We start from the raw sequence: 21,388 nt of genomic DNA, 5'->3' as shown, positions 1-21,388 counted from the left end.
GCCCTCAAACCCCACTGTTGTATCGAGCCAAAAACTTCACATGCTGTTCGTGGGCGGTTTGCTGTACAACCGGTGCAAGCCGTACTTTTTCACCCGGCAAACACTGCGCCAAGCGCGCCAACGCCAATGGCGTCAAGGCTCCCAGGCGCGGATAACCACCGATGGTCTGCCGATCATTAAGCAAAACAATCGGCTGCCCATCCGGTGGTACCTGGATTGCGCCCAACGGGATCCCTTCGGAAATCAGCGACGGCCCCTGGTACTGCAACGGCGTGCCCAGCAGACGCATGCCCATGCGGTCGGCACGACTGTCGAGGACCCATGCTGTGTTGAACGCATCGAACAGGCTTTGCCCGCTGAACTGGCCAATCTGCGCGCCAACGATCACATCCAACGGTTTACCGGATTGCAAATCCGGTGCGCTCAGCACCTTCATTGCGCCACCTGTACCGGAATAGACCAAGCACGCGCCTTCGGCCAGTGCCTTGCCGAAACCGTCCACGCCGCCCAGTTCTTCACGTACAACGGTGGCGCAACTGCCCAGCACATCCGGCGCATCAAACCCACCCGGTGCCGCCAGGTAGGCCCGCGCGCCATCGAATGGCTGGGTGAAACGCAAACGCTGGCCCTTTTGCAGGATAAAACTGCGGCCAGGGCTGATGGCGCGTTCGTCGATGTAAGCACCCAAATCCGCACCGGCGAGGGCCAGCAGGCAATAATCCTCGGCCTGCACGGTAAAACCACCGAGGGTGATTTCCACCACCGGCGCGTCCAGCGCATTGTCCAGCAGCCAGTTGGCCCAGGACATCGACACCCAATCCAGCGCGCCGCCCTGGGTCACGCCCAGGTGGCGCACGCCGAAACGGCCGGCGTCCTGCAACAGGCACAGCGGTGTGCTGGCCTCGATGATCAAGCGGCTCATGCCTGCGCCTCCAACGGCGTGTCATCGCCACCCAGTTTGATGAATTCGGCGTGATCGACAGATTCGAAGCGCACAGTGTCGCCCGGTTGCATCAGGCTGTAGCCGTCTCGCTCACGATCGAAGAGTTTGGCCGGCGTGCGGCCTATCAGGTTCCAGCCGCCCGGCGAGACCACCGGATAGGCGGCGGTTTGCCGTTCGGCGATGCCGACACTGCCCGCCGCCACGCGTTTGCGCGGGGTGTTTAGGCGTGGCGCAGCGAGGATTTCATCCACCAGGCCCATAAAGGCAAAACCGGGGGCGAAGCCGAGGGCGAACACTTGGTATTCGTGGGCGCTGTGGCGGCGGATCACATCGTCGATGGCCAGGCCGCTACGCTGGCTGAGCAGGGTCAGCTCAGGACCGACGCTCAGGTCATACCACACCGGCAGCACATGGCACTGGCCGCTGCCCTGGGTCTGCGGTTGCAGGTCGGTCAGAGCCAGGTCGATCAATTCCCGTGCCTGGGCTGGGTTCAATGCGCCGAGGTCGTAATGCACCATCAAGGTGGTGTAGGACGGCACCAGGTCCACCAAGGCCGCGCCGAAACCGCTGCGCAAGCGCTGAGTGGCGGCGAGCATCCACGGCATGTTGGCTTCGGCGATTGCATCAAACAGACGCACCATCAGGCAGTCGATGGCTACCACTTCAATCCGAGGCTTCATGCTGGCTTCAATGCCTCGCGGATACGCTGCACGGCGGCGATCGAGCTGGCGTTGTCACCGTGTACGCACAGCGTATTGGCCTGCAGGACCAACGAGCTGCCGTCGCTGGCGGTCAGGGCTTCACCTCGGGAGATGGTCAGGGCTTGCTGCAGGATGGTGTCGGAATCGTGGTGCACGGCACCGGGCAACTGGCGCGAAACCAAGTGGCCCTTGTTGTCATAGGCGCGGTCGGCAAAGGCTTCAAACCACAGGGTGACGCCATACTCGTCGCCTAACGCCTGCGCTACGCTGTTGTCGCGGGTGGCGAGCAACATCAGCGGCAGTTCGCCGTAGGCCGCCACGGCCTGGATCACCGCACGCAATTGCGCCGGGTTGGCCATCATGTCGTTATACATCGCGCCGTGGGGCTTCACATAGCTGACCCGCCCACCTTGCGCCCGGCAGATGCCGTCGAGGGCGCCGATCTGATAGTGCAACAGGTCCTGGATTTCCTGGGGCGTGTAGACCATGGAACGACGGCCAAAACCCTGCAGGTCCTGATACGCCGGGTGCGCACCGACTTGCACGCCATGCTTGAGTGCCAGGCTGACGGTCTTGCGCATGATGCTCGGGTCACCGGCATGGAAGCCGCAGGCCACATTGGCGCAATCGATGAACGGCATGACCTCGGCGTCCAGACCCAGGGTCCAGTTGCCGAAGCTTTCGCCAATGTCGCAATTCAGAAGAAGGCGGCTCACGCTGGTCGCTCCTGTAGGCTTTATTTTTTTGTAGTGTGGGATTTTTTACACAGAACTCGCAACTTGTCCTGACCCCCCTACGACGCTTATCGTGGGATGGCTCGATTTTTGGCGCTGGCCCGGTGCGGCGTCCAACTAATAAAAACCGATCCATGCATAAGAAAAAGTTGATCCCATGAATTTGAAGTTCCTCGAAACCTTCGTCTGGGTGGCCAAGCTCAAGAGTTTCCGCCTGACCGCCGAGAAGTTGTTCACCACCCAGGCGTCGATCTCCAGCCGCATCGCGGTGCTGGAAAGTGAACTGGGGGTGAAATTGTTTCTGCGCGACTCACGCGGCGTGAGCCTGACCCCGGAAGGCTTGAAGGTGCTCGATTACGCCGAGCAAATGATGGTGACCATGCAGGGCTTGAAGCAGTCCCTGGAGACTACCAGCAGCAAAGTCGGGCGCATCCGCATCGGCGCAATGGACACGGTGATCCACACCTGGCTGAGCCCGTTGGTGGCGGAACTGATGGACTACTTCCCGCTGGTAGAAATCGAATTGGTCGCCGATACCGCGCTGAACCTCAGCGATCAGCTGCAAAAAGGCTTCCTCGACCTGATCCTGCAAACCGACCTGCTGCGCCTCGAAACCGTGCGCAGCCTGGAGCTGTGCAGCCACCCCATGGCCTGGATCGTCGCCAGCCAGTCGATCTATAACCGTGACTACGCCTCCCTGGCCGAACTGGCCCAGGAGCGCATCATCACCTACTCGAAAAACTCCCATCCGCACCAGGACGTGATCAGCCTGATGCAAGCCAACGGCGTGGCCGCGCCACGGATGAACTGTGTGAACTCGGTGTCGGCGATTACTCGCTTGTTGCGCGATGGCTTCGGCATTGGCGCGCTGCCGCCGGTGCTGGTCAGCGAAGAACTGGCGCGCGGCGAATTGGTGATGTTGCCGATGGCGCAGAAACTGCCGAACTTGCAGGTGGTGGTGTCGTGGCGCGTGGGGGTGGAACTGGTGGAAGAGATTGTGGGGTTGTGTCAGAAAGTCGTTGCCCGCTATGCCGAAGAAGTCGGTGAAGACAGAATGTTACTGACAAAACCCGATTAAAACTGTGGGAGCTGGCTTGCCTGCGATAGCGGTGTATCAGTCACTGATGCATTAACTGATAAATAGCTATCGCAGGCAAGCCAGCTCCCACATTTGACCGCGTCGGTCTTTAGAGGCCTTTCAGGTCTCGCTCTTCAATCGGTCGACTCTGGCGCAGGCGCTTGCCGCCCAACACCACCCAGTCGATCAAACGGAACAGGCACTCCAGGCCGAACGACAACAGCATCGCCCCGCCCAGCCCCCAGCCCATGGCCTCGGGCGTCAGCAGGATCTGATAGCTGTAGCCGTTCCAGGTTTCCTGGCGGATATCCGGGTCCGCCGCCACCGCCACTTGCAGGGCGCGGATGTACCACGGGCCTTGCATGGCCTGGAATTGCTTGTCCAAGGCTACCTGGCGATCAAGCATGGCGCCCAGACTGTTGGCGTCGCTCTGGAACACCGGGTCGTCACTGGCGCGGTAATGCGCCACCAATGCCTTCAAGTCGCCGTTGAAGAACTGCCGTGCAGTGGTTTCAAACCCACTGAGGCCGGTCTGGGCCTCGATCAAATGGGCTTCGACGCGCTTGGCGTAGTCGCTGATGAACCCCGGCACTTGCACGCCGACCAACAGGCCAATGGCAAACAGCACCAACCGCAGATAACTGAGCAACATGGTCGATATCCTTACTCGGTGATGCCCTGGCTGACGCATTCACCACGTCGCCACAGGCTCCATTGGCCCGGTTCGTAGCGGGTCCAGTTTTCGTTGTCGGTCAAAGGCTCGGTGGCGATCACGGTCACCACGTCGTTGGGCGTGGTTTCGGCCTGAAAATCGACGATCACGTCGACATCTTTCAAGCGCGCCGGGCCAAACGGAGCGCGACGGGTAATTTGTGCGAGCTTGGTCGAGCAATAGCAAAACAGCCAGTCGCCGTCGCTGAGCAGGCAATTGAACACGCCCTTGCTGCGGTATTCGGAACAGGCGGCGATCAGGTCCGGCAGGACTTCTTCAATGTCCACCGGCTCCGGGAAGGCTTCGCGCACGCGGTTGAGCAGATCGCAGAAGGCCGCTTCGCTGTCGGTATCGCCCACCGGGCGGTAGAAGGTGGCGCGTGGGTTGAAGTCGGCCAGCTGGCCGTTATGCGCAAAGCACCAGTTGCGGCCCCACAGTTCGCGCACGAACGGGTGGGTGTTGGCCAAACTGACCTTGCCGACGTTGGCCTGGCGGATATGCCCAATCACCACCTCGCTCTTGATCGGGTAACGCTGCACCAGCAGCGCGACTTCCGATTCGCTGCTGGCGGCCGGGTCCTGGAACAGGCGCAGGCCACGGCCTTCATAGAACGCGATGCCCCAACCGTCACGGTGGGGACCGGTGCGCCCACCGCGCTGCATCAGCCCAGTGAAGCTGAACACGATATCGGTGGGGACGTTGGCACTCATGCCCAATAATTCACACATGCCAGGGCTCTCGCAGCAGGGCGGACAACGTTAAAGGCGCGGTTCGACGCGCATACCGCTCACAGGTGCAGGACGGCGAAAAGGCACGTCGTCTTCATCTTGATCCGGCTCGGCAGCCAGCGCAGCATCCGCGGCGGCCTTGCGCTCACGGCGGGCCTTGGCGGCGCGCTCGATGGGCCAACGGATCAGCACAAACACCAGGTACACGCCAAAGGCGATCATGGTGTACATGAACAGATCGGAAATGGCCCGCCAGGCGTTATTGCCAACCTTGAGCACCAAGTCCAGGGCGGTGATGGCCACGGCCGGTGCGAACTGGGTCTTGACCGGGTCGACGATGGTCGGACTGAACAGCAGCACCGCCATCAGCAATTGCAGCGGCTCGCGCAGCCAGCGCCAGATCCAGCGGGTCATGCGCCACCACACCAATAGGCAGCCCAAAGCGGCGAAGGCGTAAAGGCCCCAAGCGGTCAGATAGTCGTTCTCGGTCATGGTGTCCATGGCAAGGTTGGCAAACAGGCGGCTATGATAACGGCTTTTGCGTGTCGCGGCTGCAAAGCCTGCCACCGTCCGCCCGATAGAGAATAATCCCATGCCTACATCGACCGCTCCGATTGCCCGCAAGGCCCAAGGTCCAGATCCGTACGCCTGGCTGCAAGAGCGCGACAGCACTGAGGTGCTCGATTACCTCAAGGCCGAAAACGCCTGGCAGGAAGCCCAGCTCGCCGACCAGGCAGCACTGCGCGAAACCCTGTTCGAGGAGATCAAGGGCCGCATTCTCGAAACCGACCTGTCGCTGCCGTCACCGTGGGGCCCGTATCTGTATTACACCCGCACCACCGCCGGTGACGAATACGCCCGCCACTACCGCTGCCGCCGCCCGGCCGACGACAGCAATCAGGTGGACGACAGCAGCGAAGAGTTGTTGCTGGACCCGAACGTGCTGGCCAATGGCGGTTTCTTCTCCCTCGGCGCGTTCAGCATCAGCCCCGACCACCAACGCCTGGCCTACAGCCTCGATACCAGCGGTGAAGAGATCTACACCCTGTACGTGAAGGAATTGGCCACCGGCAAAGTCAGCGAACTGGCGTTTGAAGACTGCGACGGCAGCATGACCTGGGCCAACGATAGCCTGACCCTGTTCTTTGGCGAACTGGACGACACCCACCGCCCGCACAAGCTGTATCGCTATCGCCTGGACGGCACGGCGGCGCAGGAAGTGTTCCATGAACCCGACGGACGTTTCTTCCTGCATTGCTACCGTTCCAGCTCCGAGCGCCAGTTGCTGCTGTCCCTCGGTAGCAAGACCACCAGCGAAGTCTGGGCCCTGGACGCCGATCAGCCACACCTGGACTTCACCTGCCTGGCGCCACGTGTAGAAGACCATGAATACGATGTCGACCACGGCCAGTTAAATGGGGCGTGGACCTGGTTTATCCGCAGCAACCGCGAAGGCATCAATTACGCCCTGTTCGTGGCAACCGACATTGGCGACGTGCCGACACAAGCTGAATGGCAGAACCTGATCCCCCACAGCGATGAGGTGATGCTCGATGGCGTGAGCCTGAACACCCATGCCATGACCTTGAGCCTGCGCATCGGTGGCCTGCCGGTGATCGAAGTGCACCCGCAGGGCTTGCCGGCCTATCGCGTGGAATTGCCTGACGCTGCCTACAGCCTCTACGTACAGAACAGCCTGGAATTTGTCAGCGACAAGATCCGCCTGCGTTACGAAGCCCTGAACCGCCCGGCCCAGGTCCGTCAGCTGGAACTGGCCAGTGGCGCGCAACAGGTGCTCAAGGAAACCCCGGTACTCGGCGTGTTCAATGCCGACGATTACGTGAGCCAGCGCCTGTGGGCCACCTCGGCGGATGGCACCCAGGTGCCGATCAGCCTGGTGGTCAAGCGCGACCAGTTGGGTAAACCAACGCCCCTCTACCTGTATGGCTACGGCGCCTATGGTTCGAGCCTGGACCCGTGGTTCTCCCATGCACGCCTGAGCCTGCTGGACCGAGGCGTGGCGTTTGCCATCGCCCATGTGCGCGGCGGCGGTGAGTTGGGTGAGGCGTGGTATCGCAACGGCAAGCAGGAACACAAGCAGAACACCTTCAGCGACTTTATCGCCTGCGCCGAACACCTGATCGCCGAGGGCCTGACCACCTCCAAACAACTCGCCATCAGCGGCGGCAGTGCCGGCGGCCTGTTGATCGGCGCAGTGCTCAACCAGCGTCCGGAGCTGTTCCAGGCGGCGATTGCCGAAGTGCCGTTTGTCGATGTGCTCAACACCATGCTCGACCCTGAACTGCCGCTGACCATCACCGAGTACGACGAGTGGGGCAACCCGCAAGCACCGGACGTCTACGAGCGCATCAAGGCCTATGCGCCGTATGAAAACGTTCGCGCCCAGGCCTACCCGCACCTGCTGGTGATCGCCGGCTACAACGACAGCCGCGTGCAATATTGGGAAGCCGCCAAGTGGGTGGCCAAGCTGCGCGACACCAAGACCGACGACAACCTGCTGTTGCTCAAGACCGAGCTGGGCGCCGGCCACGGTGGCATGAGCGGTCGTTACCAGGGATTACGTGACGTAGCACTCGAATATGGCTTTGTGTTCAGGGCGCTGGAACTCATTTAAGGAACTTAGCGGGGCGGCTCTGTCTGAACACAGAACGCCCCACATGATTGACGGATCAATACTGCTGCCATGCCACAACCGACGCTTCTCAATAACGAAATCCGCGACATGCTCATGGATTGCGGCCTGTTCGACCCGCTGTTGCCGGAAGACTTTCACGTCGCCGCCGGCTATTTCAATATCAGCAGCATTGCCCGCGATGAGGTGATTTTCCTCGAGGGCGATGCTGGCACGTTCATGTGCATCATCCACAGCGGCCAGGTGGCGGTGCAAAAAACCAACCACGAAGGCCAGCGCCTGACCATCGCCACCCTGCGCAGCGGTCGGGCCTTTGGCGAAATGGCGGTCCTCGACGGCGAGCGACGCTCGGCCAGTTGCATGGCGGCCAGTGACTGCGTGCTGCTGAATCTGGGCAAGGACTCCCTGGAAAAAATGCTCAACGAAGCGCCCAGGGTCGCCGCCAAGATCATCCGCGCGATTGCCATCGCCCTGTCCAAGCGCTTGCGCATGGCCGATGGGCAATTACTCTCGCAACAGTTTTAACCGCCAGGCGTCTTCGGTTTGCTGTCATTTTGCAGCAGGCCCGGCACCGTCTGGTCCTTGGGCGGCGTTGGCAGCACGATCGGCACCAAGGGCGGCGAACCGTTGGTCTTGGGCACGACCGGTGGGGTGACTTGCGGGTACAACGTCGGCGTCGGGGTGCCCGGCGCGCCCGGCGTTGGGGCGGGCGCGACCGGTACGGTTTGCAACTCCTGAGCCTGCGCCGCACCAGAGGCGAGCGCGCTCAACACAATGACCGTTAGAATGCTGCACTTCATCGATGGCTCCATGGCCTGACCGGAATGTCGTAAGGCTACTCCCAACCGCGCAAGAATGCCCTTCCCAATGAGATTTCCATGAAACGTTTCGTTCTGCTGGACACCACCCCGATCCCCGACAACGGCGGTGCCTTGTGCCTGTTCGAATACGGTGAAGATTTCGTCATCAAGATTCAGGGCGGTGACGGCGGCCAGTTGATGAACACGCGCATGCACGGTTCCGAAGATGCCTTGGCGGAGATCCCCTGCCGCAAAGTCGCCGGGCGTGCGGATTCACGGGTGTTGATCGGTGGCTTGGGCATGGGGTTTACCCTGGCGTCAGCCCTCAAGCACCTGGGCAAGACTGCCGAAGTGGTCGTGGCAGAACTGGTGCCGGGCGTTGTGGAGTGGAACCGTGGACCGCTGGGCGAAAAATCCGGCCGCCCGCTGCTGGACCCGCGCACGGTGATCCGCCTGGAAGACGTGGCCAAGGTGCTGCAGGCCGAGCCCCAGGGCTTTGACGCGATCATGCTGGACGTGGACAACGGCCCCGAAGGCCTCACGCAAAAGGCCAACAGCTGGCTCTACTCCGCCGGCGGCCTGGCCGCCTGCGCCAAGGCCCTGCGCCCCAAAGGCGTGCTGGCCGTGTGGTCGGCCAGCGCGGACAAGCTGTTCAGCGACAAACTGCGCAAGGCCGGTTTCAAGGCCGAGGAAGTGCAGGTGTTTGCCCATGGTAACAAGGGCACCCGACACACCATCTGGATTGCGCAGAAGGTGTGATCGGTTAGCGCAGGGAATTGCGGTAATCGATCACATACGGGACTTTTTTGTCGAAGGTCTTTTCCAGCTCATTTCGGTCGAGTTTAGTCATGCCGCCCAGTTGATGGGCGGTGAAACCGCTATCGCCGACCTGTGAGCCCGGCGCCAGGCTGACCATGCGCTTGGCCACGGCCTCAATGGCGTCCTTGTAGCCACCCTTCTTGTTCAGGTTGTACTTGCCCAGATCAATTTGAGTGCGCAGCCAGTTGCCCCAGTAGAACTCCAGGAACTCCGGCGCGATCTCCCCGGCCTCAGGCTTGCCATACGCAGCCTTGCGGGTGAAATACACCAGGCTGCGAAAAGTGTCGTCCTGCAGGTTCTTGAAGCCCAGGTGCGCCGGCAGTTGCTCGGGCGGCAGGGTCTGGCCTTGATTGTCCTTGAGCCAGACCTTGCGCGCGGCCTCCATGCGCTGCCAGAAGTTGGCCATGGTCGGGCTGTTGCTGAAGTCATCGGTGACCTTGACCCACATGTTCAGGCGAGGCCCACCGCCGGGCACTTCCCACAAGGTGGTGAAGCTGTGGTGACCGTCGGTCAGGTACAACTGGCCGCCAGGGCCGACGACCACGGTTTTCATGTCGTCGGGATGGGTGCCCACCGGGTCCTTGCAGGTGAAGCTCGCCGGCTTGTGCAGGTCCGCGCTCTTGGGCACTTTGTCGGCCTCGCCCTGGCCGTTGGTTTCGCAGTATTCATCGAAGACCTTGGCGGGTTTGTCAGCAAACAGGCCGAGGCTGTAGTAAATCTGGTCAAAACCCACCACCGCCTGGGTCGGGTGCAATTGGTCGAGGGCCACCTCGATCACCTGGCCGGGTTGTGGTGTAGAGAATGCCTGGGCTTGGGCCGTGAGCCCACACAACAACAGTGCAATAGTCCATGAATGCAGACGCATGAGTTTCAGATCCTTATCGATAAAGTGAAGCGGTTATTTGCATCGCGAGCGGCTAGAATCAACCCTATCCGTGAACCCCAAAATAGCCAGGAGCCATGATGAGCTCGACCAACCCGCCCTCCCACACCGCCAAGCTGGACCGCATCCTTGCCGATGCCCAGCGCGACCGGGAAATGGGCTACCGCGATAAAGCCTTGAAAATGTACCCCCACGTGTGCGGCCGCTGCGCCCGTGAGTTCGCCGGCAAACGCCTGAGTGAGCTGACCGTACACCATCGAAACCACAATCATGATGACAATCCGCAGGACGGTTCGAACTGGGAATTGTTGTGCCTGTATTGCCACGACAACGAACACTCGCGGTATACCGACCAGCAGTACTTCGGCGAAGGTTCTACCAGCAGCCCGACGATTGCCAAGGCCACGCATAACCCGTTTGCGGCGTTGGCAGGGTTGATGAAGAAGGACGACTGAAATCTTCGCTGACTGTGCCGGCCTCTTCGCAGGCAAGCCAGCTCCCACAATTGGAATGCATTCCTCTGTGGGAGCCGGGCTTGCCCGCGATAGCGATATCCCAGACAACACCGCACCCTGCCTAATCCCCGTATAATCGCCGTTTTCCTCCAAGGCACCCTTCCCCGTGGGCAATAAACGCTACAGCTGCATCGGTCTGTACAACCCCAAATCCCCCGAGAACGTCGGCTCGGTCATGCGTGCCGCCGGCTGCTACGGCGTGGCCTCGGTGTTCTACACCGGCGTGCGTTACGAGCGCGCGCGGGACTTCATCACCGACACCAAGAAAGTCCACCACGACATTCCGCTGATCGGCATTGATGACCTGAAGAAAATTCTGCCCCTGGGCTGCATTCCCGTTGCCGTGGAGCTGGTGGAGGGCGCTCGTCCCCTGCCGGAATACACCCACCCCGACCGCGCGCTGTACATCTTCGGCCCGGAAGACGGCTCCCTCGACAAAGAGATCCGCGACTGGTGCGAAGACGTGGTCTACATACCGACCACCGGCTGCATGAACCTTGCCGCCACCGTCAACGTCGTGCTTTACGACCGCCTGGCCAAGGGCAACAACACCCGCTCGGGCCCCAAGTATTGAGATTGCGGGAACATCCGGTGCCTGCGGGCAGTCAGCTATTTATCAATAGCCCTCGTTGGAGACAGATCATGAGCGACAGCAAAACCTTGCGACCTATCATCGAACACACGCCTTTCGAGACCCAGCCCACACAGAACGTGCACGGCTGGGAGCGCATTGGCTCGGTGGCCGGTGGCGCGATGATGGTGGGCAAAGGCCTGCGCCGTGGCGGAATTTTCGGTTTGATCCAGGTGGCCATCGGCGGTGTGGCGCTGGCCCGTGGTTTTACCGGTCACAGCTCGCTCAAGGACAAGCTGGAGCAGGGCCGCCAGGACATGAACGCGGTGCGCACAAAGATCGAACGCGCCGGGGCCGAGCTGAAGAATCTGAAGACCAAGGCCGAAGTCGCGGCCGAGAAGGCTACTAAAACCACCGGCTAACGCAGCAGCTTGTTGTCCAGCACCACCGACGACTCGCCGATGATGCTTTCAGCCAGCTTCACAAACTCCGCGGTGGTGATGCTGTTGGCACGCATCACCGCCTGCGCGAGGTCATCCAATGACCGTTTGTTGTGAGTCTTCACACGAATCTCGCGGTCCAGTTCCTGCAACACCACCACCGCCCGTGACACCGTCGCACCGCTGACGTGTTCGCCACGCAGGCTGGTCACGTCCTTGCCCTCCTTGGCCAACCGCGCCTGTATTGCCTGATACCGCTCGTCGGTGATACCACCGGCCCGACGTACCAGTTCGATGCCGTAGTACTCGGCCAGGCCTTCGCTGATCCAGTCACTGGTGTCGTGATCATTGAAGCGCCCGATCGCCTGCACCACTTCACGTATCAACGGACTGCCGCCGTTTTCGCTGACCAGCGGCGTGCGGCTGTTGAGGTAGACCGAATCCCGCGCCGAGAACGCGCCACGGCGCATCGGGTCGCTGGCGCCCACCACCAGCAGCTTGGCCGGATGGCGCGGGAAGGCCGCTTCCACTTGGGGCCAGACGAAGGTCAGCAATGTCAGCACATCCATGCGGCGCATGGCCTGGCCCTTGGGCGAAGCCACGGTGACTTCCGTCTCGCCCAGGCGCACGCGGCGACTGCCGAGGTTGCCAGCGAGCATCCAGCCGGTGGGCCGGTCGAACAGGCGGGAGACGTTATCAATGCGGAATTTGTGCTTGCCGATGCGCGGCCAAGCGGTTTCAACGCTTTTCCAGCCGGCTGGCAGTTCGAACACCAGGCGTGAGACCAACTCGACGCCGTCTTGCTGGTCCAGTTTCGCCGTCGGCACCAGGTCTTCGCCGCGAAACAACGCCCAGCTCGGCGTCATCCGCGTTTCATAGACACCGGCCTTGCGTGCGTGGGTGAGGCGTACGCGGTAGGTCAGGCTGGCTTTATTGGCGCTGGGTTGCCACTGACCGCGATGCTCGGTGACGCTCCACTGGCCGTCGGCCTTGAAGTCGCTGTAGTCACCATCGGCACCAAGGTCGAAGTTCAGGCTGCGCACCGCCGAGCCCTGGGACAGACTCACCCGCACTTCAGCCTGATCACTCTGGGGCAACAGTTTGACGTGATAATCCAGGTCGACTTTCTTCGCGCACCACGCCGATGTGCTCAGCGTCAGCAACACCAACGATGCCGCCAGCTTGATTGCCCCCCTCATACCCACTCCTTGTCAGCCCGCGCGGAAAATCAGGTAATCCTCCCAGTCGTCTTCGGGCACGCTGCCTTCGCTGAGCATGCGCCCGGACTGGGAAATGCGTTCGTGGTGCACGGCATCGCGGTCGCCGCAGACCAGGTGGTGCCATAGCGGCAGGTCCTTGCGCTCGCTGACCAGGCGATAGCCGCAGGTGGGCGGCAACCATTTGAACTGGTCAGCCTGGCCCGGCGTGAGCTGGATACAATCCGGCACCGACGCGCGACGGTTCGGGTAGTCGGTGCACTGGCAGGTTTTCAGGTCGAGCAGTTTGCAGGCGATCCGCGTGTAATAGACGCTGTTGTCGTCTTCGTCCTCTAGCTTTTGCAGGCAGCACAGGCCACAGCCGTCGCACAACGACTCCCACTCCTCCTGGTCGAGGTGTTCAAGGGTTTTGCGTATCCAGAAAGGTTCGACTTTGGCGGCCATGGCTCTACATCAGTATCGGTAGGTGAAAAGGCCGCCAGTCTAGTGCCCAAGGCCCCTGCGGCCAAGCGCTTACGACTGGCGGTGTTACAACACTTGTCAGTCTAGTGGCCGCGCAGTAGCTTTGAGCGCCGAATTGACGATCAGGAACTGCTCCATGACACGTGTTGCCGACTATCCGATCCACACCCAGTTCACCGACCGCTGGTCGCCCCGCGCCTTCACCGGCGAGAGCATCTCCAAGGAGACCCTGCTGAGTTTCTTCGAAGCCGCGCGCTGGGCGCCGTCCGCCTACAACTCGCAGCCTTGGCGCTTTCTCTACGCGCGCCGCGACACGCCGGACTGGGAGCGTTTCCTGGACTTGCTGAATGAATTCAACCGTGGCTGGGCGCAACACGCGTCGGCCCTGGTGATCATCGCTTCGAAAACCGACTTCACCGCCCCCGGCGCTACGGAAGAAACCCCGGCACTGTGGCACACCTTCGACACAGGCTCGGCCTGGGGCCACCTAGCGCTACAGGCTAGCCTCAGCGGCTGGCACACCCACGGCATGGCCGGTTTCGATCAGGACCTGACCCGCAAAGAGCTGAAAATCCCGGAAGGTTATGCACTGCATGCCGCCGTCGCGATTGGCAAATTGGGGGACAAGTCGAGCTTGCCGGAGTACCTGCAAGGTCGCGAAACGCCGAGCCCACGCCGGCCGTTGAGCGAGTTGGTATCGGAAGGTGACTTCAGCCTGTAATGCCAAGAGGAGCCGGCATGCCGGCTCCTCTGCTATCAGTAACCGCGCTCGAAATCCACGGTTCCACGCAATGCTTGCTTGGCCTGATACGCCCGCACATTTTGCACGAACAACTCCACCATCAATGCTGGTGACGTCGGTGCCGAACTGTGCCCGGTCAACAACAGGCCCCACGCGGTCCAGAACGGATGACGTTGCGGCAGCGGTTCCTGGCGGCACACGTCAATCACCGCACCGGCCAGGTGCCCTTCTTTCAGGGCCTCGACCAAGTCCGCATCCACCACCGCCACTCCGCGTCCGACGTTGATGAACAACCCGGTCGACTTGAATTGCTTGAACAGCGCCGCGTCGTACAGGTCATGGGTGCTCGGCGTGTTGGGCAGCAGGTTGATCACGTAGTCCACCTCGCCCACCAGACGGCCCAGGGCGTCAAGCCCGGCCACTTCGACAAACGGCGCCTGCTCTCGAGCGGTGCTGGCGATGCCGTACAACTTCACGCCGAACGGCACCAGGAACTCGGCAACGCTCTGGCCTATATCGCCGGTGCCGACGATCAGCACTTTGCGCCCCGCCAGGCTCTGGCCCATGCGGTTGTCCCATTTGCGCTCGACCTGGCTGACCAGACGTGCCAATACCTCACGTTCGTGGCCGAGCATATAGGTGAGGACAAATTCGGCCATGACCTGGCCATAAATGCCCACCGCACGCGTCAGGCGATAGTCGCGGGGCAAGCCTTCAGCCAGCAACGGGGTGATGCCGGCCCAGGTCGATTGCAGCCATTGCGGGTGATGGCCCTGGCGCAGCAGCGTCGCCAGCAGGTCCGGCTGGCCCAGCCAGACCGGGCAATCGGCGGCCAGCCGCGACAGTTCTGCCGAGTCGCCGCTGGTCAACACTTCAAGGTCCGGTGCCGCTTCGCCCAGCAATTGGGCGTAGAGCGGGTGATCCTGTTCAGCAATCAGAACACGCATGCATAAAACCTTTCAAAAACAGTACGGACGGCTGCCCGCATCCTTACGGCCACCGCCCACTTATACGATTCCATTGAAGCAAGTGCCCCGGACGGAGCACCGGTCGATCACATCGGGTCGTTGCGGCGCAGCAGTTCTTCGGGCAAGTGTTCGATGTACTCGTCCTCGGGCGGCGGCATTTGCAGGTGGTAACCCTGTTTGTCGAGGTTTTCCAGCACCTGCACGATGTCTTCCTGTTGCAGTTTGCGTTCAGGCGTCAGCACCAGGTTGAACGCGAGCAGCGGCTGGCCGAACACCGCGAGCAAACCTTCGGGCACACGTTTAAGCTCATCACTTTTGAGTACGTAAAGGTACATGCCGGCGCGTTTGGTGCTGCGGTAAATGGAGCAAATACGTTTCAAGGCTGTTCTCCGGCGGTAGCCAGGCTGTCGAGCAGCGCCTGGCCCATCAACTCGCGGCGCCAGCCACGCAGCGAGTCTGGCAATTTATAAGGCCCATCGGGGTAGCCACTTTTGACCAGGGCTTCGAGGGTTTTCTTGCGCAGCATCAGTTCCGGCGCCATCTCCAGGCGTTCGGCTTCCGCCTGGCCAAGGGCGCGCAGTTGCTTGATCAGCGCGGCGGCATCCACCGGCAACGGTTCGGCAACAGCAGGCGGCCATTGGTCCATCGGCACGCTGCCGGCACGCTTGATCAGGTCCAGCAGGAACTGGCCGTCCTGACGCACGGTGCGCGGGTGCATGTCTTCGATCTTGCCCAGGGCGGCGAGGTTATCCGGCTGGGATTTGGCCAAGGGCCACAACGAGTGTTCGCGAATGATGCGGTTGCGCGGCAGGTCACGGGCGCGGGCCTGCTGCTCGCGCCAGGCGCACAGTTCACGCAGTACGGCGAGTTGGGCGCGGGACAGCTTCCAGGCCAGCTTGGCGTCGCGGTACACCTCGTAGGGATCGACTTCGCGGCGCAGGTTGGCGACCAACTCCGCGCCGTCCTCCAGCACCCAGGCGTACTTGTCGTCCGACAGCTGCGGGCGCAGACGCGTGTAGACCTCAGCCAGGTGCACCGCGTCTTCGGCGGCGTAGCTGACTTGCGTATCGGACAAGGGCCGCTGCAGCCAGTCCGAACGGGTCTCGCCCTTGGGCAGCTCGATATCCAGCACGGCTTGCACCAGGCGCGAATAGCCCATGGAGAAACCGAGGTTCAGGTAAGCGGCGGCCAATTGGGTGTCGAACAGCGGGACTGGCAGGCTGCCGGTCAAGCGCAGCAACACTTCCAGGTCTTCGCTGCAGGCGTGCACCACCTTGATCACCGCCGGGTTTTCCAGCAAGGCGGCCAAGGGTTGCCAGTTGTCGATGGTCAGGGGATCGATCAGGTAAGCGCGCACGCCATCACCAATCTGGATCAGCCCGGCAATGGGATAAAAGGTGTCGACCCGCATGAATTCGGTGTCGAGGGCGACGAATGGCAACTGCTGCCATTCGGCGCAATGCTGGCCGAGGCTATCGTTGTCGCAGATCCAGTGAATATCGATGGCCACACGGCTCTCCCTTGAAGAATGGCGCGCAGTATATATCGCGAAAGGGGCTAGCGAGCATCCGCAGTGCACAGGCAACCATGAAAACTCAGACAGGAGTTGAAGAATAGTCCGACAGGCGGGACTTATCCTCTCTTACGCAGCACGTAGACCCGCCACAGGCTTGAGCCGGGCATGAATTCTTGATGATGCAGGACCTTGAAGCCCGCCTGGCGGAACTCATCATCGACGCAGGTACGGGAGTTGACCGAGACAATCACCGTGTCGCGGCTGACCCGGTGGAACTCGCGCAGTAGGGCCAAGCGCCCTTCACTGCTGGGCACATGGCGAAACAATTCCAGGCAGAAAATGCAATCCACCGCATTCGCCGACAAGCTGATGGAGAACGCCGAGCCCTGGAAGGTCTTGACGCGCTTGAGCAAGGACGCCGGGTGATGGGTGCGGGCATGGTCGAGCATGTCCTGGGAGTTGTCCGACGCCAGGATCACCCGGTTGACGTGTTCGGCCAGCACAGGCCAGAAGCGCCCCGAGCCACAGGCCAGGTCCAACACCAACCCAGGTTCACCGGCGACTTTCAGCGCCTGGCGCACCATCCGCTCATCGCGCCACGACGCCAGTCGCTGCCGCAGCCCTGGCGGCCGTGTATCGCCGCAGACCCTGGCGTGCTCACGGTCACAGCGCTCGGCGTATTCAATCTCGATGGAGGATGGTGGTTGTGGCGACATCGCGGGCTCATGTGGGTGGAACGGCAGTGAACGACCTTGATTCGCAGCTTAACCAGTGCAATGTCAAAAAAAGGTCGAAACGTTCACCACCGAAGCCTGTTCACGCCTGATGCAGATACCAGCGCCAATCCTGCTCGCCCACTTCACCCATGAACTGGCGATATTCGGCGCGCTTGACCGCCAGGTACACGTCGAGGAATTCACTGCCGAACGCGTCCCGCGCCCAGCTCGAACCTTCCAGGGCACGTAACGTGGTCAACCAGTCGGTAGGCAGCAACTCCTTGGCCTGGGCGTAGCCATTGCCTTCTACCGGGGCGCCGGGGTCACGCTGCTCACGGATGCCGCGATGGATGCCGGCCAGAATCGCGGCGGCGGCCAGGTAGGGGTTGGCGTCGGCACCGCAGATTCGGTGCTCGATATGTCGAGAACTCGCTGGCCCGCCCGGCACGCGCAGGCTGACGGTGCGGTTGTCCACGCCCCAAGTGGCGGCCAGAGGCGCGTAGCTGTTGGTCTGAAAGCGGCGGTAGGAATTGGCATTGGGGCAGAACATCAGCAAGGAATCGAGCAAGGTGCTGAGCATGCCGCCCACCGCCTGGCGCAACAGCGGTGTGCCGTCGGTGGCTTCGCTGGCGAACAGGTTATTGCCCTCGGCATCCGCCAGGCTCACGTGCATGTGCATGCCGGTGCCGGCCAGGTCGTCGAACGGCTTGGCCATGAAACAGGCCGTCATCCCGTGTTTATGCGCCACACCCTTGACCAGGCGTTTGTAGCGCACCGCTTCGTCCATGGCTTGCAGGGCGTCGGCGCGATGCTCCAAGGTGATTTCCACCTGGCCTGGGGCGTATTCGGAGATTGCCGTGCGCGCCGGGATGCCTTGCAGTTTGCAGGCGCTGTAAAGGTCAGCGAGGAAGGGTTCGATCTGCTCCAGCTCGCGCAGGCCGTAGACCTGAGTCGAGCGCGGGCGCCCGCCGTCCACATCCCGCGCCGGTTGCGGGCGGCCGTTGCTGTCGGGTTTCTGGTCGAGCAGGTAGAACTCCAGTTCCGCCGCCATCACTGGGTAATAACCGTCGGCCTTGAGTCCATCGATCACCTTCGCCAGCAAATGCCGGGGATCGGCGACGGTCGCGGGCAGGCCTTCGGTGGGGTGCATGCTGACTTGCACGGCCGCCGTCGGAATCAGGCGCCACGGCATGCGCTGCAAACTGCCGCTGATCGGGTAGGCGCGGCAATCAATATCACCCACCTCCCACACCAGCCCAGAGTTTTCCACGTCGTCGCCATTGATGGTCAGGCCAAGAATGGTACTGGGCAGCGGCCGGCCGCTTTCATACACCGCCAGCAACTCATCGCGGTGCAGCAACTTGCCGCGTGGCACGCCGTTGTTGTCGAGGATAAACAGCTCGAACATCTCGATGTCCGGGTTTTGTTCGAGGAAGGACTGGGCTTCGTGCAGGCAGGCAAAGACACTCATGGGCATTCTCATACGTGTGGGTCAGGCAGGCGCGCAGGTGCACGCCATCCAGGGGATGGATCAACGTAGGAATGCGCTATCTGGTGGGCGTGCGTGTCGGCAGTGAAACAGTGCCCAGAACGCGAGATCGGACGGCAGTATCGCGGGATGGGTGTCGGAGGAGCCGTCCATGCGGGGATCACAGTGCTAGAGGTAACCGCCAGCGTCACACGCCTGCACAGGTGATTAAATTCAGGGTTGACGGAGTTTGGTTGCGACTTGGCTAAACATTCGCCGCGCCTTGCTACCTGGCCCGGTGCTGGAAATAATGAGCGCCCACGCCCATGCCCCAAGGACTCGACCGCATGAAAGCTCCTTTTGCCCTCTGTGTACTGGCAAGTCTGGCCACCAATGCCCTGGCCGACACCGCGCCGTCGCGCCTCGACCAGGTGCTCCAGCGCGGCACGCTGACCGTTTGCACCACCGGCGACTACAAGCCCTACACCTCGCTGCGCGCCGACGGCAGCTATGAAGGCATCGACATTGCCATGGCCGAGTCCCTGGCCAAGAGCCTCAACGCAAAGATCCAATGGGTGCCCACCACCTGGAAAACCCTGATGCCGGACTTCCTGGCCCAGCGCTGTGACATTGCCGTGGGCGGGATTTCGGTGTCGCTGGAGCGCCAGAAAAAAGCCTTCTTCAGCCAATCCCTGGGCGTCGACGGCAAAATCCCGTTGGTGCGCTGCGCCGATGTGCAGCGCTACCAGACTGTCGAACAGATCAACCAGCCCCAGGTACGCGTAATCGAACCGGCCGGCGGCACCAACGAAGTATTCGCCCGTGCCCACTTGGGCCAGGCGCAGATCCGCCTGCACGACAACGTGACCATCTTCGATGAACTGCTGGCGGGCAAGGCCGATGTGATGATCACCGACGCCAGCGAAGCGCGTTACCAACAGAAGCTCAAGCCGGGGCTGTGTGCGGTGAACCCCGAACGGCAGATGCAGTACAGCGAAAAAGCCTTCCTGTTGCCCCGTGATGATGTGGCCTGGAAAAGCTACGTCGATCAATGGCTGCACCTGAGCCAGGCCACGGGGGCCTATGACGCTATCGTCAGCCAGTGGCTGGCCGCGCCTTGATCAACGACACGAAGGCGCGACACGCGGCACTGCGATAGGCGCCCTTGCGGCTCAGCAGTGCCACGGTGCGTTGCGGCAATGCAGGGCTGATTGCCACTGCGTTCAAACCTGGCTGGGCCTCGGCGATTGCACTGGGCAGGATAGTCGCCAGCGCCGTGCTGCGCACGATTTCAATGATTGCACTGATGGAGTTGGCCTCCATGGCAATCAAAGGGCATACCTCCTGGGCACGGCAGTAATCATCGATGTAGCGGCGGGTCGCAAAGCCGGTGTTCAACAACACCAGGGGTTGCGCCAGCCACTGCCGACTGTCCACCCCCGGATGATTGGCGCCGACCACCACACTCAGCGTTTCAACAAACAGCCCTTCGCACTCGATATCCGGCAGATGCTCGCCGGTAAAACCTATGCCGATATCCAGCGCGTCTTCCGCCAAGGCGGCTTCCATGCGGTCCTGGGTCAGCTCCTCGATGCTCACCGTAATCCCCGGATACCGCTGGTTGAACTGCGCCAGCAACGGCCCGATCAGGTAGGCGGTAAAAGTCGGCGTCATGGCCAGGCGCAGGTTGCCCCGGCTCAAGTCCTGCACGTCATGCATGGCGCGGGTGCCAGCCTGCAAGTCCTGCAAGGCCAGCCGTGCAAAGCGCACATAGGCTTCGCCGGCGTCGGTCAGGCTGACGCTGCGCCCGGAGCGGTCCAGCAGCGGTGCACCCAAGGTGTCCTCCAACTGCTTGATCTGCTGCGACAAGGTCGGCTGCGACACATGCAGCGCCTCGGCGGCGCGGGTGAAATTGCGGTGTTCAGCCACCGCCAGCAGGTAACGGATATGGCGCAGCAGCATCGAAGCCCCCAACTATAGGCATGACCAATGGAAACCATAATAAGTCGGTCTTGGACGCTATAGCTGAAAACTTCCATCCTTGCCCCATCAGCGACGCAAGGAGAACCTCCCATGCAACATCTCATCGATGGCTTCCGCAAATTCCAGGCCGAAGCCTTTGCCCAACGCAGCGACCTGTTCAAACACCTGGCGACCACGCAAACCCCGGGCACACTGTTTGTGTCCTGTTCCGACAGCCGTGTAGTCCCCGAGCTACTGACCCAGCAAGAACCGGGAGACCTGTTCGTAATCCGCAACGCCGGCAACATCGTGCCGTCCTACGGCCCGGAGCCGGGCGGTGTGTCGGCCACCGTCGAATATGCGGTGGCGGTGCTGGGGGTCAGTGACATTGTGATCTGCGGCCATTCCGACTGCGGGGCGATGACTGCCATCTCCACCTGCAAATGCCTGGACCACCTGCCCGCCGTGGCCAATTGGTTGCGCCATGCAGAGTCGGCCAAGGTGATTAACGCCGCACGCCAGCACACATCCGATGCCGCCCGCTTGAGCGACTTGGTACGCGAAAACGTGATCGCCCAGTTGGCCAATCTCAAGACCCACCCTTCCGTCGCCCTGGCTCTGGAACAAGGCCGACTGACGTTGCACGGCTGGGTGTACGACATCGAAACGGGCGCCATCGACGCCCTGGACAGCCGCAGTGGGCGTTTCGTGTCGCTGCTCAATCAGATCCACGCTGCCTGACCCCATTTCAACCAAGAGG

Annotated in this window: 26 protein-coding genes; 10 read left to right on the top strand and 16 right to left on the bottom strand. The window is 61.7% G+C overall.

Going from position 1 to position 21,388, the window contains the following annotated elements; all coding sequences use genetic code 11:
- Positions 1-4: 4 nt before the first annotated feature.
- The 3 genes from EJ576_RS08470 to EJ576_RS08460 are packed head-to-tail and all read right to left on the bottom strand — an operon-like array spanning position 5 to position 2,360.
- On the bottom strand, positions 5-922 hold the full coding sequence (locus EJ576_RS08470) for a biotin-dependent carboxyltransferase family protein (RefSeq protein ID WP_126570030.1): 918 nt from the start codon (positions 920-922) through the stop codon (positions 5-7).
- Positions 919-1,623: an allophanate hydrolase subunit 1 gene (locus tag EJ576_RS08465; protein ID WP_126570029.1), complete on the bottom strand. Its 705-nt coding sequence runs from the start codon at positions 1,621-1,623 to the stop codon at positions 919-921. The genes EJ576_RS08470 and EJ576_RS08465 overlap by 4 nt, the downstream gene beginning before the upstream one ends.
- Positions 1,620-2,360, bottom strand: coding sequence for a 5-oxoprolinase subunit PxpA (locus EJ576_RS08460; RefSeq protein ID WP_126570028.1), 741 nt, complete (start codon positions 2,358-2,360; stop codon positions 1,620-1,622). The genes EJ576_RS08465 and EJ576_RS08460 overlap by 4 nt, the downstream gene beginning before the upstream one ends.
- Positions 2,361-2,535: 175 nt before the next feature.
- Here EJ576_RS08460 and EJ576_RS08455 point away from each other — a divergent pair, with 175 nt between their 5' ends.
- On the top strand, positions 2,536-3,456 hold the full coding sequence (locus EJ576_RS08455) for a LysR family transcriptional regulator (RefSeq protein ID WP_122724955.1): 921 nt from the start codon (positions 2,536-2,538) through the stop codon (positions 3,454-3,456).
- Positions 3,457-3,565: 109 nt separating this feature from the next.
- Here EJ576_RS08455 and EJ576_RS08450 read toward each other — a convergent pair whose 3' ends face one another.
- From EJ576_RS08450 to EJ576_RS08440, 3 genes are read right to left on the bottom strand one after another with little or no spacing between them, the layout of a single operon-like run.
- Positions 3,566-4,108, bottom strand: coding sequence for a DUF2937 family protein (locus EJ576_RS08450; protein ID WP_126570027.1), 543 nt, complete (start codon positions 4,106-4,108; stop codon positions 3,566-3,568).
- A gap of 11 nt (positions 4,109-4,119) precedes the next feature.
- Positions 4,120-4,896, bottom strand: coding sequence for a class II glutamine amidotransferase (locus tag EJ576_RS08445; protein WP_122724953.1), 777 nt, complete (start codon positions 4,894-4,896; stop codon positions 4,120-4,122).
- 30 nt (positions 4,897-4,926) lie between these two features.
- Positions 4,927-5,463, bottom strand: coding sequence for a hypothetical protein (locus tag EJ576_RS08440; RefSeq protein ID WP_028619398.1), 537 nt, complete (start codon positions 5,461-5,463; stop codon positions 4,927-4,929).
- A 25-nt stretch (positions 5,464-5,488) separates the two neighbouring features.
- Here EJ576_RS08440 and EJ576_RS08435 point away from each other — a divergent pair, with 25 nt between their 5' ends.
- Both EJ576_RS08435 and EJ576_RS08430 read left to right on the top strand, forming a co-directional pair.
- The gene (locus tag EJ576_RS08435) at positions 5,489-7,531 is read left to right on the top strand and encodes a S9 family peptidase (RefSeq protein ID WP_126570026.1); all 2,043 of its coding nucleotides are present in this window, start codon (positions 5,489-5,491) and stop codon (positions 7,529-7,531) included.
- Positions 7,532-7,600: 69 nt separating this feature from the next.
- Positions 7,601-8,074 carry a cyclic nucleotide-binding domain-containing protein gene (locus EJ576_RS08430; protein ID WP_122724949.1) on the top strand — a complete coding sequence of 158 codons (474 nt, stop codon included), beginning with the start codon at positions 7,601-7,603 and terminating at the stop codon, positions 8,072-8,074.
- Here EJ576_RS08430 and EJ576_RS08425 read toward each other — a convergent pair.
- Complete coding sequence (locus EJ576_RS08425) at positions 8,071-8,349, bottom strand: hypothetical protein (RefSeq protein WP_068934897.1); 279 nt, start codon at positions 8,347-8,349, stop codon at positions 8,071-8,073. The two genes, EJ576_RS08430 and EJ576_RS08425, sit on opposite strands and share 4 nt — an antisense overlap.
- Positions 8,350-8,427: 78 nt before the next feature.
- Here EJ576_RS08425 and EJ576_RS08420 point away from each other — a divergent pair, with 78 nt between their 5' ends.
- Positions 8,428-9,108 carry a spermidine synthase gene (locus tag EJ576_RS08420; RefSeq protein ID WP_028619395.1) on the top strand — a complete coding sequence of 227 codons (681 nt, stop codon included), beginning with the start codon at positions 8,428-8,430 and terminating at the stop codon, positions 9,106-9,108.
- A 4-nt stretch (positions 9,109-9,112) separates the two neighbouring features.
- Here EJ576_RS08420 and EJ576_RS08415 read toward each other — a convergent pair whose 3' ends face one another.
- On the bottom strand, positions 9,113-10,033 hold the full coding sequence (locus EJ576_RS08415) for a ParB/Srx family N-terminal domain-containing protein (RefSeq protein WP_122686475.1): 921 nt from the start codon (positions 10,031-10,033) through the stop codon (positions 9,113-9,115).
- Between the two features lie 98 nt (positions 10,034-10,131).
- Between EJ576_RS08415 and EJ576_RS08410 the strand changes: the two genes are divergently transcribed.
- The 3 genes from EJ576_RS08410 to EJ576_RS08400 all read left to right on the top strand — a co-directional run bounded on the left by EJ576_RS08410 (position 10,132) and on the right by EJ576_RS08400 (position 11,559).
- Positions 10,132-10,506, top strand: coding sequence for a YajD family HNH nuclease (locus tag EJ576_RS08410; RefSeq protein WP_003210675.1), 375 nt, complete (start codon positions 10,132-10,134; stop codon positions 10,504-10,506).
- Between the two features lie 166 nt (positions 10,507-10,672).
- A complete protein-coding gene (locus EJ576_RS08405; protein ID WP_003189607.1) occupies positions 10,673-11,140 on the top strand; it encodes an RNA methyltransferase in 468 nt (155 codons plus the stop codon).
- Positions 11,141-11,208: 68 nt separating this feature from the next.
- Positions 11,209-11,559, top strand: a complete 351-nt coding sequence (locus EJ576_RS08400) for a DUF2892 domain-containing protein (protein ID WP_126570025.1) — start codon at positions 11,209-11,211, stop codon at positions 11,557-11,559.
- Here the strand turns inward: EJ576_RS08400 and EJ576_RS08395 are convergent.
- Positions 11,556-12,776: a hypothetical protein gene (locus EJ576_RS08395; protein WP_126570024.1), complete on the bottom strand. Its 1,221-nt coding sequence runs from the start codon at positions 12,774-12,776 to the stop codon at positions 11,556-11,558. The two genes, EJ576_RS08400 and EJ576_RS08395, sit on opposite strands and share 4 nt — an antisense overlap.
- A gap of 12 nt (positions 12,777-12,788) precedes the next feature.
- Positions 12,789-13,238, bottom strand: coding sequence for a YcgN family cysteine cluster protein (locus tag EJ576_RS08390; protein ID WP_003172524.1), 450 nt, complete (start codon positions 13,236-13,238; stop codon positions 12,789-12,791).
- Positions 13,239-13,392: 154 nt separating this feature from the next.
- On the opposite strand from EJ576_RS08390, the gene EJ576_RS08385 reads away from it, so the two are divergent.
- Positions 13,393-13,977: a nitroreductase family protein gene (locus tag EJ576_RS08385; protein ID WP_126570023.1), complete on the top strand. Its 585-nt coding sequence runs from the start codon at positions 13,393-13,395 to the stop codon at positions 13,975-13,977.
- Positions 13,978-14,012: 35 nt separating this feature from the next.
- On the opposite strand, the gene EJ576_RS08380 is transcribed toward EJ576_RS08385, so the two are convergent.
- From EJ576_RS08380 to EJ576_RS08360, 5 genes are all read right to left on the bottom strand, one after another.
- Positions 14,013-14,945, bottom strand: coding sequence for a D-2-hydroxyacid dehydrogenase (locus EJ576_RS08380; protein WP_122724941.1), 933 nt, complete (start codon positions 14,943-14,945; stop codon positions 14,013-14,015).
- Between the two features lie 107 nt (positions 14,946-15,052).
- On the bottom strand, positions 15,053-15,346 hold the full coding sequence (locus EJ576_RS08375; protein WP_028619389.1) for a YcgL domain-containing protein: 294 nt from the start codon (positions 15,344-15,346) through the stop codon (positions 15,053-15,055).
- Complete coding sequence (gene rnd, locus EJ576_RS08370) at positions 15,343-16,476, bottom strand: ribonuclease D (protein ID WP_126570022.1); 1,134 nt, start codon at positions 16,474-16,476, stop codon at positions 15,343-15,345. The genes EJ576_RS08375 and rnd overlap by 4 nt, the downstream gene beginning before the upstream one ends.
- 122 nt (positions 16,477-16,598) lie before the next feature.
- Positions 16,599-17,198, bottom strand: a complete 600-nt coding sequence (locus EJ576_RS08365) for a class I SAM-dependent methyltransferase (protein WP_028619387.1) — start codon at positions 17,196-17,198, stop codon at positions 16,599-16,601.
- Positions 17,199-17,298: 100 nt separating this feature from the next.
- Complete coding sequence (locus tag EJ576_RS08360) at positions 17,299-18,669, bottom strand: glutamine synthetase family protein (protein ID WP_016975223.1); 1,371 nt, start codon at positions 18,667-18,669, stop codon at positions 17,299-17,301.
- A 344-nt stretch (positions 18,670-19,013) separates the two neighbouring features.
- On the opposite strand from EJ576_RS08360, the gene EJ576_RS08355 reads away from it, so the two are divergent.
- Positions 19,014-19,787, top strand: a complete 774-nt coding sequence (locus EJ576_RS08355; RefSeq protein ID WP_123476345.1) for a transporter substrate-binding domain-containing protein — start codon at positions 19,014-19,016, stop codon at positions 19,785-19,787.
- On the opposite strand, the gene cynR is transcribed toward EJ576_RS08355, so the two are convergent.
- Positions 19,762-20,628: a transcriptional regulator CynR gene (gene cynR / locus EJ576_RS08350; protein WP_126570021.1), complete on the bottom strand. Its 867-nt coding sequence runs from the start codon at positions 20,626-20,628 to the stop codon at positions 19,762-19,764. The genes EJ576_RS08355 and cynR overlap by 26 nt on opposite strands.
- 111 nt (positions 20,629-20,739) lie before the next feature.
- Here cynR and EJ576_RS08345 point away from each other — a divergent pair, with 111 nt between their 5' ends.
- Positions 20,740-21,369 (top strand): carbonic anhydrase, encoded by a 630-nt coding sequence (locus EJ576_RS08345; protein ID WP_033902612.1) that lies wholly within the window; start codon positions 20,740-20,742, stop codon positions 21,367-21,369.
- The last annotated feature ends 19 nt before the right edge of the window (positions 21,370-21,388 follow it).

The organism is Pseudomonas sp. C 49-2 (assembly GCF_003970195.1).
Classification (GTDB): domain Bacteria; phylum Pseudomonadota; class Gammaproteobacteria; order Pseudomonadales; family Pseudomonadaceae; genus Aquipseudomonas; species Aquipseudomonas canadensis.
Note: the sequence above shows the minus strand (reverse complement) of the source record. Positions and strands in the feature narration are given on the sequence as shown.

Coding starts and splice junctions, on each gene's coding strand:
- EJ576_RS08385 (WP_126570023.1), top strand. CDS start 13,393: ATGACACGTGTTGCCGACTATCCGATCCACACCCAGTTCACCGACCGC.
- EJ576_RS08445 (WP_122724953.1), bottom strand. CDS start 4,896: ATGTGTGAATTATTGGGCATGAGTGCCAACGTCCCCACCGATATCGTG.
- EJ576_RS08410 (WP_003210675.1), top strand. CDS start 10,132: ATGAGCTCGACCAACCCGCCCTCCCACACCGCCAAGCTGGACCGCATC.
- cynR (WP_126570021.1), bottom strand. CDS start 20,628: ATGCTGCTGCGCCATATCCGTTACCTGCTGGCGGTGGCTGAACACCGC.
- EJ576_RS08345 (WP_033902612.1), top strand. CDS start 20,740: ATGCAACATCTCATCGATGGCTTCCGCAAATTCCAGGCCGAAGCCTTT.
- EJ576_RS08380 (WP_122724941.1), bottom strand. CDS start 14,945: ATGCGTGTTCTGATTGCTGAACAGGATCACCCGCTCTACGCCCAATTG.
- EJ576_RS08415 (WP_122686475.1), bottom strand. CDS start 10,033: ATGCGTCTGCATTCATGGACTATTGCACTGTTGTTGTGTGGGCTCACG.
- EJ576_RS08395 (WP_126570024.1), bottom strand. CDS start 12,776: ATGAGGGGGGCAATCAAGCTGGCGGCATCGTTGGTGTTGCTGACGCTG.
- EJ576_RS08450 (WP_126570027.1), bottom strand. CDS start 4,108: ATGTTGCTCAGTTATCTGCGGTTGGTGCTGTTTGCCATTGGCCTGTTG.
- EJ576_RS08435 (WP_126570026.1), top strand. CDS start 5,489: ATGCCTACATCGACCGCTCCGATTGCCCGCAAGGCCCAAGGTCCAGAT.
- EJ576_RS08455 (WP_122724955.1), top strand. CDS start 2,536: ATGAATTTGAAGTTCCTCGAAACCTTCGTCTGGGTGGCCAAGCTCAAG.
- EJ576_RS08470 (WP_126570030.1), bottom strand. CDS start 922: ATGAGCCGCTTGATCATCGAGGCCAGCACACCGCTGTGCCTGTTGCAG.
- EJ576_RS08365 (WP_028619387.1), bottom strand. CDS start 17,198: ATGTCGCCACAACCACCATCCTCCATCGAGATTGAATACGCCGAGCGC.
- EJ576_RS08465 (WP_126570029.1), bottom strand. CDS start 1,623: ATGAAGCCTCGGATTGAAGTGGTAGCCATCGACTGCCTGATGGTGCGT.
- EJ576_RS08390 (WP_003172524.1), bottom strand. CDS start 13,238: ATGGCCGCCAAAGTCGAACCTTTCTGGATACGCAAAACCCTTGAACAC.
- EJ576_RS08355 (WP_123476345.1), top strand. CDS start 19,014: ATGAAAGCTCCTTTTGCCCTCTGTGTACTGGCAAGTCTGGCCACCAAT.
- EJ576_RS08425 (WP_068934897.1), bottom strand. CDS start 8,349: ATGAAGTGCAGCATTCTAACGGTCATTGTGTTGAGCGCGCTCGCCTCT.
- EJ576_RS08360 (WP_016975223.1), bottom strand. CDS start 18,669: ATGAGTGTCTTTGCCTGCCTGCACGAAGCCCAGTCCTTCCTCGAACAA.
- EJ576_RS08430 (WP_122724949.1), top strand. CDS start 7,601: ATGCCACAACCGACGCTTCTCAATAACGAAATCCGCGACATGCTCATG.
- EJ576_RS08420 (WP_028619395.1), top strand. CDS start 8,428: ATGAAACGTTTCGTTCTGCTGGACACCACCCCGATCCCCGACAACGGC.
- EJ576_RS08400 (WP_126570025.1), top strand. CDS start 11,209: ATGAGCGACAGCAAAACCTTGCGACCTATCATCGAACACACGCCTTTC.